We start from the raw sequence: 15,082 nt of genomic DNA on the forward strand, positions 1-15,082 counted from the left end.
TACAATTATGCGAATCTTGCACGTGACAGAGGTGATAAAGGGCGGAATTGCGTCGTATTTGGACGAAGTCGCATCCTTTCAACGATTTGAATCAGATGTTGAGCAAGTAAATTTCTTCCTTCCTGCAGGTTGGCGCGCAGATATCAATAATATTACCTCGGACGAGGTAATAGAGTTTCGTCCAGTCTCACGTAAGCGGGTGATGGACTGGAAAGACTATTGCAGTGCGCTAAAGGCCGCGATAGTCACAACGCGTCCCGATGTCGTTCATCTCCATAGCACGTTTCCTGGATTCATTGGTCGCCCTCTTCTTCGCGTGCTTCGATTTAAAGGAGTGGTGGTATATCAGCCGCATGGCTGGAGCTTTGAAATGGACGTGGCTACACCGTTGAGAACTCTCTATCTTAATATGGAACGTCTGCTTCAATGGTGGTGTAATAAAATTATTTGCCTAACGAATTTTGAATATAGCTTGGTATCCGAAAAGAAATTTTCTCCGGCACGGCTCGCAGTAATTAGAACGGGTCTCGACGACCAGTACGAGGCGAACGAAGAAAGCGAGATCGGGGTGGAAGGCAAATTAAAACTATTGTTCGTTGGACGGATGGATCGTCAGAAGGGTGTTGATAACCTTCTGAAGGTCATGAGTGCCGTGCGCCGGAGCGATATTGAATTAACGATTGTGGGAGCGCCGAATAAGGGTTCGGCAGATTTCGAGATTCCGAAGAACGTCCGACTCTTGGGCTGGATTCCTCGCGAGAAGCTGAGCTCGCACTTTGCGTCATCAGACGTGGTGGTTATGCCCTCCCGGTGGGAAGGATTACCACTCGTCGCCTTAGAGTCGTTTCGCGCTGGTACGCCTGTCATTGCTAACTCAATAGGTGCGCTAACGGAAATTGTTGTCCCCGGAACTTCGGGATTTACGGTCGATTTCGAGGATCACAAGCAGGTTGTCGAGTTTCTTGAACAATTGGACGGTGCCGTCCTTCGGGAATTAAGGCCGAGTTGCAAAAAATGGTTTGCTCGGAATTTTCGATCCGGTGATATGAATAAGAAGATTATGAATATATACAGGAGTGAACTTTCAATGACGAGCTCAGGGGCGAGCGAGGCTGTGCTGCTGTAGAAGCGAAATACACGAAAAAATGGCCCGGGGGGACAAATGATGGTAGATCGGATTTGGCGGGCAACGCTGTTTATAGCCTTAATAAACGAGGTTGCAGTGGGTGCGGCGAGGTATTTCTTCGGAGATATTGGTGCAGGGCAGCTCGTCTATACGCCTAAGATTTTGATGGCTATAAACATCTTCTTTTCGTTGCTCACAAATTTTGATGTGGTCGCACTGTTCGTCGTGTGCACCTTTGTCCTGGCCGCGCTCGTTGGAGCCTTAAATGGAGTGACGCTGCCTGCGATCGCATTTCAACTGTGGATCATGCTCCCCTTGATCTTCGCATTGTTGGTGCCGAAAAATATTGCTACATACGAACCTCCCTACGAGAGAAGTCGAACAATTGCGATTATTTTTTTTGTGGCTATTATCGGGGTTGTTGCAAACTACTTTATCGAGTTTCCTTGGGCAGATAGTGCGTTTGATGTCGGTAACTATTCTGTAGAGGCAAACAAACTATCCTATGCCGGTGACTCAGTCCGATTGGCGGGATTAGGTAGAACAAGCGCGTCGACCGGGCTCATCCTCGGGGTGCTGGCTATCTGGCTAATTTGCCGCGCACGTTCCTGGACGATGAAATGGATTTATCTTGGAACAGCCACACTAGCACTTGTGCTGACGACCAATAAGACATCTATTTTAGCTCTGCTCATCGTGACGTTTATCCATTCGTTCGCGAGCAATGCCATAGCATCAAGGGTGCGCAGGGTGGCGTTTGTCCTTCAACTTTTTATTCCCGCCGTTTCGCTGGCAGCGGCTGACTATATTACGACTCAACCGACGGAATACAGTGTTTATTCGTCCCTATTGGATCGGATTGTGACGACATGGCCGGACATTCTGATTGGTCTCTATAAAAATTCAGACCTGCTGCTAGGTCGAGGCTTGGGAGGGTTTGGCTCGGCGACCGACTACTTCAGTACCGGAACCACCTTCAATACAGGGTACGCAGACAATATAGCCCTATATGTTATGTCGACTTGCGGGATCGTGGGGCTTGCCTTCTACAATTTTTCATTTTTCAAGCTCGAATTGCGATGCCGATTCCTGCTTAAATCTGAAGCGAGCATGATACTTTTTCTCATTTTAAGCGGCATTACAACGGACCTTCCTGAATCGGTGCCTTGCCAAATCGCACTCGGAATTTCGGTCATATCCGTAGTGCGTGGATTGAATCGAAATATTCGGAGGACTCGTGGCTAAGACTAAATTGTTATTCACCTGCTTCGCAGCCGTGCTGTTTCGCTCTTCGCCAGTCCTACAGGCGACGGAGGACGGTACTCTAGTCGGTATCAAAGACGGCTGGAATGGTTTGTTGCCCAACCAAGAGGCGCCGCTTCCCGAATTCGCACGGTCACGCAAATCGACTGGTGTTTGTTTGCACGATATTAGAGACGAGCGGTTACTAGAAAAGGCGCAAGAAGCCGGTTTTTCGTTTGTTCGAACAGACCTGTTTTGGGAAGCGGTTCAGCACGGGGATCGTTTTGACTTCGGAAAATTTAGCGATCTCCTTCGCAGGCTGGAAGCCCATCAAATGGGCGCACTGTTTATCCTTGGTTATAAGCACCAAGAATTCAGCCCAGCAGCTCCGACTACGCAGAATGAAATTGAAGCTTTCTCGAGGTACGTAAATCGAGCTATAGAACAATTTCGTGCTAGCGACGTTAAATTTGAACTTTGGAACGAGCCGAATACCAGGGAAGGCTGGCTTCAATCACCGAATGCAAAGGGATATAGCGAACTGGCAACGCAAATATTGAAGGGTGTCGAGCAAACACACGGAGAAATTAAGATTTCCTCCGGAGGGCTATCTACCATCGATCAGGGGTATCTCACTCAACTTGGGAAAGCGATGGATCTAAATAGGTTTGACGCGATTAGCGTTCATCCCTACAGGCAATCGGATCCCGAGAGTGTGTTGGCTGACTATGCGTCGCTGCGGGCCCACCTGAGAGATGCAGGAATTACTCGTCCAGAATTATGGGATTCGGAATGGGGGTATCCATCCTTTGGCTATCAATTTGTCAGCCGCTGGGGTGACGGGCGATCGCAAAACGCCAGAAATGCGCAGGCGATCTATGTGGTAAGACGATTGCTGGCCGATTGGATCACGGGCGTCGATCTAACTGCACTCTACGAATTGCGGGATGACACGGCGAACGGCCAAAGCCGGGAAAGCAATTTTGGTCTGTTGAATAGCGACGACACTCCCAAGCCCGCTTTCATAGCAGTAAAGGAATTGATGCAGCGTACGAGGAGGGTAACGGACGCAAAGATCTGGATAAGTAAGGACAAGCAGATCTTTATTCTGAGTTTTAAATCACCCGGCACAATTTCATTTGTTGCTTGGTCTCGTTCAGCGTCATTCTCGCTAAGTGTGCCGGCTCCAGGAAAGAACAGGTATCTCTACACAGGAGATGTATTTGGAACGGAGATCACGAAAGAAAATGCGCAGGAAGCGCAGATTTTAAAAGTTAGTGCAGACGGCGGCCCTGTATACGTCACGTATTCTGACGCTCCGCACTAGCACGTCAAGTCGTGGTGCTCGTTGACTTGTATAGAAAGATGACTTATGAATTGTTAGGGTCTACGCTAAATGGATAAGCTGGCGATTTATTGCGACACGGGTGTTTTTAGTGGTCACGAAATCATGCTGACTCGCATGATTGAAGGGCTGCTGGAGAACACACCCGACGCAATGGTGTTATTGATGTTTTCGCGCAATAATTTTGAGCTTGTGCAGTTTGCTGCACGCATGACTGCGCGCTACAAAAACGTGTTTTATAAAGCGTTAAGTTTTGAGGCGGAACAAATCAATGGACGACCTTGGGGTTTCTTTCGTGCTGTTCGCGAAATCTTAGTGATTCTTCGCTCGTATAATTCGCGAAAAATATTGATCGCCCAAGGGGATATTGCGTCAGCGAAAGTGGGATTGCTGGCGTCGAAGCTAATGCGACTGCACACCGTAAGTTATATCCCTTTGGTGGACGACGTCGGTTCGAAAAAAAGAAATATTTACGGTTTTTTCAAATCGTTTGTAAGTAGGAAATTGTATTATCTGCCCAGCGAGTTTATTGCGATAAGTGATTTTTTCAGAAAAAAAATATTGAAACTGAGACCTTCAGCTGTCGTTCGGGTGTTGGAAAATTACGTTGATAATTGCAGTGTGCAGTCTTTAGATGCCTCGAATTGTGCAGTTGCCAGAGGTGGATTGGGGATAAGCGCGGGCACGAAATTTGTGGTTAGTCACATTGGGCGGGTCAATTTTTCACAAAAGCGTCAGAATTTTCTTGTTGAAACCGTAAAAGCAAACCCGCACGAATTCGCAGAATTTTTTTTTCTATTCGTAGGCGATGGGCCTGATCGTCAAGCGCTTGAACAAGCAATTAGTGAGGACAAGTTTTTGCGATCCCATATGTTGTCATTAGGACATCGTGCGGATGTTTCGCAGATATTAGGTGTAAGTGATCTCGTTGTTCTGCCTTCAGCGTACGAAGGTGTCCCGTTAGTATTAATCGAATCGATTATAGCTGGTCGTCCTGTTCTTGCCAGCAATGTATCGGGGTTGTCCGAGTATCTGCCTTCTGAGATGCTTTTTGATCCAGACGATACTATTGAGTTTGCGAATAAAATCCAGTCATGCATGAAGGCGGATGTTGTGGAAATAAAACGCTCTTTTGAACGGCGTTTTTCTCGATCCGTGTTTGTTGAGCAAGTAAAAAATATACTGGCATGTTAATTTAAAGCGGAACAATTTATTATGAGAAGCGTCACCATCAATGGGCGTTTTACCAGCCAAAGAGTTACGGGCGTGCAGCGTGTCGCGCGAGAGCTGTTGAGGGCAATTGGACGTGAGCGGCGAGGGGAACCGCTGGAAATAATTTTGCCGCCGGACGGGGAGCTTATGAAAATCGATGGTGTTCGCTCGCTGAAATCATGGGGGGGGCGAGGGGTTTTTTGGGAGCAGCTGATACTGCCTTGGCTTTGTATTAATAGCACACTGATAAATTTTTCAAATTCGGCACCAATTTTTAAGCGGAAGCAGGTTGTGATTTTGCATGATGCCGCAGTCTTTGATATGCCCGAGCATTTTTCATTACTATTTCGAATCTGGTATAGATTGATGTTTTGGGCGCTGACGAGGACATCAAAAAAAATCTTCACGGTCTCTTATTTTTCGAGAGAGCGATTAGCCGTACATCTCGGCGTGGACCCCGCGTCGATTCATGTTATGCATCTAGGATGCGATCACATCGATCGGCTCGTCGCGGACAATGAGATTCTGGCGCGGCATTCTTTGGTGCGAGATCAATATGTCCTGGCCGTGAGTAGCGTTAATCCGACAAAGAATTTTGCACGTCTTGTGGAAGCTTTCTCCAACCTCAGTAGTAATACGGCGATAAAACTGGTGATCATCGGCGGTACCAACGGTGCTGTGTTCAGGGCGCCGAAATCGCCGGATTGCGGCGATGCTGCCAATGTGGTTCACGTTGGATATGTATCGGATCAAGAAGTCAAAGCACTCTATGAGAATGCCGCTTGTTTTGCGTTTCCTTCGGTTTATGAGGGTTTTGGTATTCCCCCTTTAGAAGCTATGCGTTGCCGATGTCCTGTCTTGGCTGCGAGCGCGGCCTCCCTTCCGGAAGTGTGCGGTGATGCGGTTGTATATTGCGATCCCTATTCGGCCGATGATATTCGTCAGCGATTGTCTGAGCTACTGGGGGATGCCGACCTTAGGGAGCGACTGCGGGAAAGAGGTTTTGCTAGAGCCGAGCAATTTGCTTGGTCAGAGAGCGCTAGGACTTTTATGAAACAAGTTGCGCTAAATTGATATTTATATATGGATATTGAATTTACAGTTCGACGCTCCCCGCTATTGAGCGTCGTGATAGCCGCATTTAATGTTGCGCCTTTCATAGAAAGATGCCTTCGATCGGTATTGGAGCAAGCTGAGAATTGGGCGATTGAAGTAGTGGTGGTGAATGATGGCTCGACGGATTCGACTCTCGAGATAGTTAAATTGGTTGTGAGTTACTATCCTACGGTCTCATGCAAGATAATTACGCAGGTCAATCAAGGTTTGAGCGACGCGAGAAATGTTGGTGTCACTCATGCGGCGAGCCCATATATAGTTTTTCTAGACGGGGACGATTCATGGTCTTCGTCGTTTGTCCAGCAAGTGTTACCGGCACTCAGTGACGGACATGCAGATGTCATTGAATTTGACGCGGCAATCGTGGATGAAGCAGACGGTTTTATTGGGCATCTAGATATTTGTCCCAGAAGCGTCTGCGGGCTTCGTGAAATAACAGAGGCAGCGCGGGAAGATTTCGCACGCCGTTTTCATAATTTTGCATGGGCGCGAATTTTTCGAAGCAATTTGGTGAAAGATGTCCCCTTCCCGAGGCGAAGGCATTACGAAGATGCTGCGACCGTTCCAAGTCTGATGTTGCTTGCAAGGACGATTTTCTACGTACCGGCGTCGCTGCTTAACTATCGAAGAAGGAAAGACAGCATAACGCAACGCTTTAAAAAGAAGGACGTTTTAGACTTGTGTCTTTCGTTGGATGATATTCTTGTCGATTCGGATAAATTCGATATCGAAAGAAAATATTGGGCTTTAATATTTGATGGAATTTTGAATAGAGCTTGTTTTGTCGCCTCCCGTCTCTCGGGTGATGAGGCCGTAGAGGCAAAAAGGGAGATTATCGGGAGAGTATTTAAATTGTATGATGAAGGGGTGATTTGGATTTTGCTAAAAATATGGCGCACGTTATTTTTTATAAGATTTGAGTCGTATAAATTTAGAATCAAAGAATTAATAAGGATGGTGATTTTTGATCTGGATATTTTTGCTATATTTGATCGAAAAAGACGGCAGCGAGGCTAATTGTATTAGAGGCAGTGTTAGTTGGATCGAAGTTGAATTATTCGATCCACGTTACCACGGTAGCTTATATGGGCTGCGGGAAACAGTTGTTTGAGGCGGCGACGATGAACTGACGGAATGCGAAGTCGATAGGCCTGGGGCGGGGTAGACATCAAGTGTGTCAGATGTTGTGATGCTGTTACTCGACTTCTTTGACGATAGTAGGTCCTTGTCAGGAGTAGACGTCGACTTCGGCGCTTTGGTTTGGCTCGAAGAAAATGTGGTGGTCAGCGATTCGTCGAACGTAGGATGTTGATTCCCGATGATTTGGTATTGGGTTCTCTGAGCGTCATCCATCGCTGCTGGACCGCCCAATAGTGCAAAAAAGTCTGGCTCGCTTGGGGCGTTTTTTTCCTGGCTACTTGAGCTGCGAGGCGCGGCGGGGCTGCTGGAATGTACCGCCATTCGGGCTGAAACGTTTGTGGAGTTGTTAAGTTGTGCAAAGCTCGCTTGTGAGGGGGATGCTGTTACAAGCAAGACGGCGATAAGGAGGCGATTTCTCATGGTCGTGAGGTGTGCAAGTGAGATTTTTAGAAATATATTGAATTTTCACTATCCTCGCTGTTTTTTTGAGAAAAATCTATAGAGGTTCGTTGCCGCTCTCGTCGGACCTTGCAGGTGTCGAACGTATATGTTCCGCAAGTGGGTTGCAAATGACAGTGTAGGAAAAATGGACTCTTGCCGTCGGTGCGCTAGGTGTGTTGGGTTTGGACGGCGTGGAAGCAGATACCCGCCAACAGCGTGGGGTGAGATCAGCGAGTAAGGGGTACACGCCCTGACGAACGGGAATTAATCGTAGATGTAAGGGGGCGCGAGAATAGTGAGCTTATTTAAAAGTACTCTTGGGACGATGGTGGTGAAGAATGACGTCTAAACGATTCTTGGATGTGAGTCATTTCATGAGTGCTGCCAAAAGTTTGACGTTTGTGAAGAGCTTCAGAAAAAATTCGGTTCGGCTGGTGGTCCAGCGCGGAGTAATGGAGGCGCTTCGTTGCAAGCTTACTGGGTGCTGTATTGCGGCATCGAGCGTGCAGTACAAACGGGCAACTCTGGAGGTGCGTGATCTGCGGAATTACAACGTGTTAGTGCATGTCTCAGTGCGCGACGTTACGAAGTTTGCCGTAGCGGCAGCAAGAACTCGGTTTGATTGTCGGCTCGACAGCGGACGTTTTTCTGCGAACACGGCCCGAGGGAGAGCGTAGAGAATGTCAGAGATCAATCGTAATCTGCGTCGAAGTGTTTCCATCAACATGGTCGGACGCTACTCAAATATCGTCATTCAATTGGCTGTCACTGCTTTGTTAGCCAGAACACTGGCCCCTGAGGATTTTGGCTTGATGGCGGTGGTGAGCGTCATCGCGGTTTTTCTCTCGTTTGTCAGCGAAATGGGGTTGGGGCCGGCGATTATTCAATTCGAGGGCCTAAAGGCAACACAACTAGCGGGCTTGTTCTGGATCACGGTCGCGGTGGGCGCAATCGCAGGATTAACACTTGCGCTCAGCGGTCCGCTGATCGCGCATGTCTACGCCAAGGACGTGTACGTGGAGATTGCGCACGGGTTAGGTTTGAATGTTGCGTTTTCTTGCTGGGTGATAGTTCCACTAGCCTTGCTACGACGACGTCAGCGGTTTCCGACCATTGCTGGAATCGAGGTGGGATCTGCCGTTCTGTCGGGCGCGTGCGCTGTTTATTCGGCGCTTCGTGGAAATGGGGTGGAAGCGTTGGTAGTAAAAAGCAGCGGTAATGCGTTGTTTATGTTTGTGCTGTGTATGGTGTGGGCACGACCACCAATGATGTCGCCGTCGGTGGGGGGTATGAAGCACGTAATGTCTTACTCTGCATACCAATTCATGTTTAACTTGATAAATTATTTCACGCGAAATCTTGACAAGTTGTTAATAGGAAAATTTTTGGGTAGCGCTCAATTGGGTTTGTATGACATGTCTTACCGACTCATGCTGATGCCCGTCGCTAACCTGACTCACGTGGTAACCCCAGCTATTCAACCCGTATACGCAGCCCATGGGAATAATTCGGATATTGTATTCCTGTCATATCAGAAGCTCGTACGTGTTCTATTGATCGGCGGGGGCCTCATGGGATTAGTTGGAATCACATGTTCCCAGGAGATCATCACACTAGCTTACGGCGCGAAATGGGTCCAAGCAATTCCCGTATTTTCAATTTTAAGTGTATCGATAGTGGTGCAGGTTGTGCTCTCATCAACGGGATCGGTATTTCAAGCATTAGGCAAGACCAAGGAGTTGTTCAAGTGCGGTATGTTTTCAACGACGACGACCGTCACTGCAATTGTGTGCGGTGTCTACGCAGCCGATTTGCGATTGCTTTCATGGCTGTTGGTCTTGAGCTTCTTCATCAACGCGCTGCAGGGATTCCATATGCTCGCCCGCCAAGGATTTGGTCGCTCGGTCGTTGAACTCTTTCGGCCAGTTGGTCGGCTTATCCTTGGAGTTGTGATCCTCGATGTGCTCGCAATCGCAGCACAGAGCCACCTCTATTCTTTGCCTGGAAATGCATTCATCCGTCTCGTGACCAAACTTTTGACAGTCGGTGCGATGTATTTCGGATTGATTGTGATGACCGGCGACGCCGCTTTTTTGAGGCGGGCATTGACGGTGCGCGCACGCCGGATTGCTATATAAGGCATGGCATCGTTGCATGCAACAATTTCTTATTGAGGATAGTCGTGCCACTATTTTCCGTAATCGTACCGATATACAACGTCCGGCAGTACGTGGTCGACGCGTTGAAGAGCATTGCAGAACAATCGCTCATAGATTTCGAGGCAATCGTTGTTGACGACGGTTCGACCGATGGTAGCGGCGAGATCGCTGAGGTTTTCTGCTTGAGCGATCGTCGGTTCAAGTACGTTCACCAAGAAAACAGTGGTGCGTCTGTTGCTCGCAACGTTGGCACTTCAATGGCGGAAGGAGCGTTTATCTATTACATGGATGGCGACGATCTGTTGGTGGAGGAAGCGTTGGCGGTATGCTTTAGCGAACTGAGCGCCCACGGTGCAGATATTGTCGTTTTCTGCGCGGATGTTTTCCCGACAGATTCTCCTATGTATGAACGCTATTGCGGCTACTATCAACGTCCACAATTGAGATCTCCTCTTTCGTCGGATGAATTTGTGATTGAATCGCTGAAACAGAAACGGTACTTCGTGTCTCCGTGCTGTTTCGTTGCGCGACGTTCTATTATCGGGGCACAGCGTTTTATAGAAGGTGTCATCTATGAAGACAATCACTTCTTTGCGGCGTTGTTATTGAACAAAAAATTGAAAGTTGCCGTTTCGAATCGTAGCCTGTTCCTACGGCGACTGCGCTCGCATTCGATCATGTCGTCAGAACGGACTATGAAAAACTACGAAAGTCTTTATCGGTTAGTGGGGGAAATGTCAGCGTTGAGTTTCGCTGCCGTGGAGCCGATCGCTCGTACGCGAGTGAAGGCTGATCTCATCGGGGGCATGCTCGGGGAATTGCATGTCACTAGCGCAATGCTAGGGGCTGGTATAAAACTCCGCCTGAAAAATATTAAGGCAACGTGGCACATCGCCGGGTGCGTCGATGTTCGACTATTGACACTAAAACGCATGCTCTTCGCCTTGCTACCTGAACTGTATCTGATTCGGCGAAAACGCTGATCTACTGCCTGGATCCGAGCTGGGTGGTCGGGCAGCGGTATGAGCATCGCTGCAATTGCTCTGGTGCAAGCGGAGTCGGGAGATTTAAAGTCAAATGTGGTGTATCTGGAGACCCAGACTATGTCAGTGCCGAAAGTAAGCGTGTTGCTGCCGATTTACAATGTTGAACTGTACGTTGAAGATTGCCTCGTGTCCCTTTTGTCGCAGACACGCACAGACTTTGAGATCATAGCCGTCGACGACTGCAGCCCGGACCGGTCCGGCGAGATCGTGGCTCGCGTTTTGAAGTCTCAGGACAAAGTGGCATGGAAGCTGGTAACGAACGAAAGCAATCAGGGGCTTGCCGAAACGCGGCGAATTGCCGCCATGGAGGCTACCGGCGACTATGTGCTATGCGTCGACAGCGATGACTACGTTCATCCGAGTCTGATAGGAAGAGTCATTGAAGAGGCGGTTGAGCATGACGCTGATGTCGTGATTTTCGCGGCGACCAACGTCAATCCTGATGGCACGGTAAATTACCAGATCGACAGCGATGACAAAGTGATAACCGGGGTCGAGGCGGTCGAGAGAATTATGGATCTCTCGTTGCAGGCATACTGTTGGAACAAGCTTGTGCGGCGCTCGATCTTTGTCGAAGTCGACCATCCGAGCGGGCTGATCTACGAAGATTTGTGCGTGTCGGTGCAGACCTTAGGCAGTTCGAAGATTGTTCGGCTGATACCTGACTGTCTGTATTTCTATGTGCTGCGCGAAAGCGGTATTTCGACCCGGTTCAATCCAAAAATTCTCGATCTTGTCACGATAATCGACTTGGTGGAGAAGGCCACTGCATCTCTCCCTATCGCGAATCGGAATCGGCGTTTTTTCAAGCTCAAATACATTTATGGATTTCGAACGGTCGCCTTCCAAGTGGCGATGAGAGCACCTACGTACCATCTTGCTAGCACAATCCTGCAAACCGTCTCCGAAAGGTTGCGGCCTCAGCATCTCTTTCGCATGTATGCAGACAGCCGCCCGAAATTGTCGTTCGTGATGTGTTTGCTCAAAATTCATCCGCGAATCTTTTACAGCTTTGTGCGGCGCTTCGGAGAACGCTAAAGCTTCCTTAACCGCGCACTTGACCTGTCTGGCTCTGGTGCAGGTTGTGGAAATAGTCGAGGAAGTGAATTTTGGTCGAGTGACTTATTGAGTTGAGAGAACCGCATCCCAAACGGTCGATACAACGATGTCTTTGAGGTTGAGCGTCACGAGATTGAACTGTGCCTTGCAAATACGATGCAACAACCCGATGCCTGAAATCAGGTGCCAGAAAACTGGTACCCGTACCCAGAATGTAGCATCCGTTCTGGATTCGTAAACGACAGTATTGGCAATACGAAGGCTCGATGGCGGGGCCTGACGAAGAACACCGCCCAGATCACGACGCTGTTTGCGCCGGGTGACCTGCGGATGGCGTGTAAGGTGCTGCGCAAAGTATGAAGCACGCCAGTGTTGGTGCCGTGAGGTTGGGCAATCGCGAGTCGCCACGGTTCGAATAAAACTGCGATCGAGGCCGCTGCATCTTCATCGCCAATTCAATGCAGTCAGTAAACTGCTGCGACGGGCAGGAAACGAGTTGTGCAGATCTTCTCAAATATTGACGCCAGCGGCAGAGACGATCAAATAACCGTACATACATGTTCCTGCATTTGAAGGCACGGTCTCAATGCAAGCGTTATCGCAACAACATGGACCTTATGACGATTGCTCTAAAGAGCCTTTCGTGGCTTTGCTTTGCCTAGTGCGCTTTCTATGTCGTTTTTTGCTTAAGAACAGCCATTTGGATGAGCCGAAGGCACGGCGGCAATTTCTCCTGGGGCGCGTAAAACCTCTCCGGCATTGGGATGGGGCATGGTTTCGCTTCCCGCATCCGCTACTTGTCCTTTGCGCAGTTGATGCGTTAGATCTGCATCAACGTAACCCCACCGCCGCTTAAAGCACATTCCCCCGCGGCGGAAGCACCTCAGCCTGCACCTCTCCCCCACCCACCACCTCCGCCTCCAGATACCCAATCCTCACCGGCGGCACAAACCACGCCAGACACAACCCAACCAACGCAGCCCCACCCGCCACCAGAATCCCAATATGAATCGACTGCACAAGCGCATCCCGCGCAGAATTCATCATCGCATCGCCCGCATGCCCGGCGCTCACCAGACGATTAATCAACGCCGCCTGCTCCGCACGATCCACCAACAACTCCGGGCTCGCAAACGATTTGAACCACTGCGTCGCCTGATACGAGGCGAGCGAGCGATGCACCCCCTGCGTATAAAGATGCCCGAGCAACGCACCGGTCATCACCGTACCCAGCATCCCCCCAAAAGTACGCAACGATTGCAGCAACGCCGTCGCCGCACCGATCTGATCGCGCGCGACGATCTGCTGCGAACAGACAGTCAGACTGGTCGCCACCAGACCGAGCCCAAGCCCGCTGATGCCCATGCACGACATCCACACCAGATGCGGCTCGGTACCTCTGAGCACGATCACGCTCAGACACGCCAGCGCGGACAGCGCAAAACCCACATACATAATGCCGTTCGCGCGGCGAATCCGTGTGACGATACGATTGTTCACCACACTGCCGACCGTCGTACCGAGCAGCAGCGGCGTAATCAACATGCCCGAGTCATGCGCAGACATCGCATAGCCGCCCTGAAACAGCAGCGGCACATAAAACACCAGCGAAAACAGCGCGAAGCCGCCGAGCACGGACATAGCAAAGAGCGCGGAAAGCTTGCGATCCAACAGCATATCCACCGGAATGATCGGATACTTGATCCTCCGCTCCCATAGCCACAGCGTCATTGCAAAACTCGTCGCGACGACGGCCAGCACGATCGTTATCGTGTCGACGCCATACTTCGGAAACAATTCGATCAGCAATTGCAGCGCGCCGAAAGTGACCGCGATCACGAACGCGCCAAGCCAGTCGAGCCGCACGGGGTCCTTGCTCCGCAGGTGATGCAGCGGCGGCAAAAAGCGCTGCACGAACAGCAGCGACACGAGGCCGACCGGCACGTTGACGAAAAACACCAGCCGCCAGCCGCCGTATTGCGTGAGCATGCCCCCGAGCGTCGGCCCGACCATATTGGCGATGCCGAACGCGGACGTGACAAACACGAGCCAACGCAGCCGCAGTTTCGGATTGGGGAACAGATCGGCGACAGTGGCGAACACCGTGCCGATCAGAATGCCGCCGCCTATCCCCTGCAATCCGCGCGAAATCACCAGCAACAGCATGCTGGTGGCAAACCCGCACAATACCGACGCGCAGGTAAACAACAGAATCGCGGCGATCAAAAACGGCTTGCGGCCGAACAAATCACCCAGCCGCCCGAAGATCGGAATGGTGATCACCGAAGCCAGCATGTAAGCCGTGGCGACCCATGCGTACAGATCGAAGCCCTTCAGATCGGCGACGATGCGCGGCAGCGCGGTGCCGACGATAGTTTGATCGAGCGCCACCAGCATCGAGACAAAGGCGACACCGAGCATCGCCAGCAGCGACTCGCGAAACGGCAGCAATTGTCCGCTGGGTAGAGGCGTGTCGAGACTGGGCGTCATGATCGTCTTACTTGCACACTTACTTGCGCGCGGCCTGTTGCGCGCCCAATGCCGCGCCGAGCTCTTCGTCCGTCATCGCCGGGACAACGCTCATCGTCAGTAAATCGCCCCATTCGAGCGCCAGTGCTGCCAGTCCGCGCGTATCTTCCGCCTCGACGACCGCAAAGCCATGCAATCCGCCGACTGCATGCCAGCGCCCCAGCAATTTGACGCCTTCAGGCGCCTGGCCGCCGGTTTTCATGAAGCGCTCGATGACGGAGTTTTCCGCCGTCGGCAGGCCATTCCATTGCACGATGAATTTCATAGCGTGTCTCCAATATGAATTGGCGATGCCGGCTCGTGGCGCGTCTTCACCGCGGCTCGCGCTGTGCGACGCTTTTGCATGCCTTGCGCCGCCAACACTTCTACGCCAGGAGGCTGTCCGGATAGCACGTCCTATCGGCGAACGGCATAAAACCACGCGGCGTCCTAAACATCATAGGTGAGTGCACGGTCGCTAACGTCGCCGCGTGCAGACATTCACCAGGTCAATCGAACAATTCGTCCGCTGCCGGAATAGCGTGGAGGGCTCGCTCGTTTCCAATTGCAGGCGTCTCGCGCGTCCTACAAGAAGGACCTCTTAATACGGCTGTCGACAATGTCGGTATCGATCTGGTTCGAAGCACGCCATGCCGTGTGCCGGCACGACCTGCACGCAGGCGAATGG

General features: G+C 50.6%; 11 protein-coding genes and 2 pseudogenes. 10 read left to right on the plus strand and 3 right to left on the minus strand.

Annotated elements, in window-relative coordinates; all coding sequences use genetic code 11:
• Positions 1-7 precede the first annotated feature (7 nt).
• The 9 genes from P3T22_RS02155 to P3T22_RS02195 all read left to right on the plus strand — a co-directional run bounded on the left by P3T22_RS02155 (position 8) and on the right by P3T22_RS02195 (position 11,865).
• Entirely contained in the window at positions 8-1,126 is a 1,119-nt protein-coding gene (locus tag P3T22_RS02155; RefSeq protein WP_429324089.1) for a glycosyltransferase, read from the plus strand.
• A 36-nt stretch (positions 1,127-1,162) separates the two neighbouring features.
• Positions 1,163-2,371: a hypothetical protein gene (locus tag P3T22_RS02160; protein ID WP_429324090.1), complete on the plus strand. Its 1,209-nt coding sequence runs from the start codon at positions 1,163-1,165 to the stop codon at positions 2,369-2,371.
• Positions 2,364-3,695, plus strand: coding sequence for a hypothetical protein (locus P3T22_RS02165; RefSeq protein WP_429324091.1), 1,332 nt, complete (start codon positions 2,364-2,366; stop codon positions 3,693-3,695). The genes P3T22_RS02160 and P3T22_RS02165 overlap by 8 nt, the downstream gene beginning before the upstream one ends.
• Positions 3,696-3,764: 69 nt before the next feature.
• A complete protein-coding gene (locus P3T22_RS02170) occupies positions 3,765-4,907 on the plus strand; it encodes a glycosyltransferase (RefSeq protein ID WP_429324092.1) in 1,143 nt (380 codons plus the stop codon).
• A gap of 21 nt (positions 4,908-4,928) precedes the next feature.
• A complete protein-coding gene (locus P3T22_RS02175; protein WP_429324093.1) occupies positions 4,929-5,999 on the plus strand; it encodes a glycosyltransferase family 4 protein in 1,071 nt (356 codons plus the stop codon).
• A 9-nt stretch (positions 6,000-6,008) separates the two neighbouring features.
• Positions 6,009-7,058, plus strand: a complete 1,050-nt coding sequence (locus tag P3T22_RS02180) for a glycosyltransferase family 2 protein (RefSeq protein WP_429324094.1) — start codon at positions 6,009-6,011, stop codon at positions 7,056-7,058.
• Between the two features lie 1,244 nt (positions 7,059-8,302).
• Positions 8,303-9,760: a lipopolysaccharide biosynthesis protein gene (locus P3T22_RS02185; protein ID WP_429324095.1), complete on the plus strand. Its 1,458-nt coding sequence runs from the start codon at positions 8,303-8,305 to the stop codon at positions 9,758-9,760.
• A gap of 44 nt (positions 9,761-9,804) precedes the next feature.
• Complete coding sequence (locus tag P3T22_RS02190) at positions 9,805-10,764, plus strand: glycosyltransferase family 2 protein (RefSeq protein ID WP_429324096.1); 960 nt, start codon at positions 9,805-9,807, stop codon at positions 10,762-10,764.
• Between the two features lie 39 nt (positions 10,765-10,803).
• Entirely contained in the window at positions 10,804-11,865 is a 1,062-nt protein-coding gene (locus P3T22_RS02195) for a glycosyltransferase family 2 protein (protein WP_429324097.1), read from the plus strand.
• Between the two features lie 84 nt (positions 11,866-11,949).
• Here P3T22_RS02195 and P3T22_RS02200 read toward each other — a convergent pair.
• Positions 11,950-12,066, minus strand: a pseudogene (locus P3T22_RS02200) (IS6 family transposase); the annotation flags it as partial.
• A 38-nt stretch (positions 12,067-12,104) separates the two neighbouring features.
• On the opposite strand from P3T22_RS02200, the pseudogene P3T22_RS02205 reads away from it, so the two are divergent.
• Positions 12,105-12,246 (plus strand): annotated as a pseudogene (locus P3T22_RS02205) (IS5/IS1182 family transposase); the annotation flags it as partial.
• A gap of 492 nt (positions 12,247-12,738) precedes the next feature.
• Here the strand turns inward: P3T22_RS02205 and P3T22_RS02210 are convergent.
• Positions 12,739-14,376 carry an MFS transporter gene (locus P3T22_RS02210; protein ID WP_429324098.1) on the minus strand — a complete coding sequence of 546 codons (1,638 nt, stop codon included), beginning with the start codon at positions 14,374-14,376 and terminating at the stop codon, positions 12,739-12,741.
• A gap of 19 nt (positions 14,377-14,395) precedes the next feature.
• On the minus strand, positions 14,396-14,680 hold the full coding sequence (locus P3T22_RS02215) for a DUF3303 domain-containing protein (RefSeq protein ID WP_063500303.1): 285 nt from the start codon (positions 14,678-14,680) through the stop codon (positions 14,396-14,398).
• Positions 14,681-15,082: the final 402 nt, after the last annotated feature.

The sequence above is a fragment of the Paraburkholderia sp. GAS348 genome, from assembly GCF_050434205.1.
GTDB lineage: Bacteria > Pseudomonadota > Gammaproteobacteria > Burkholderiales > Burkholderiaceae > Paraburkholderia.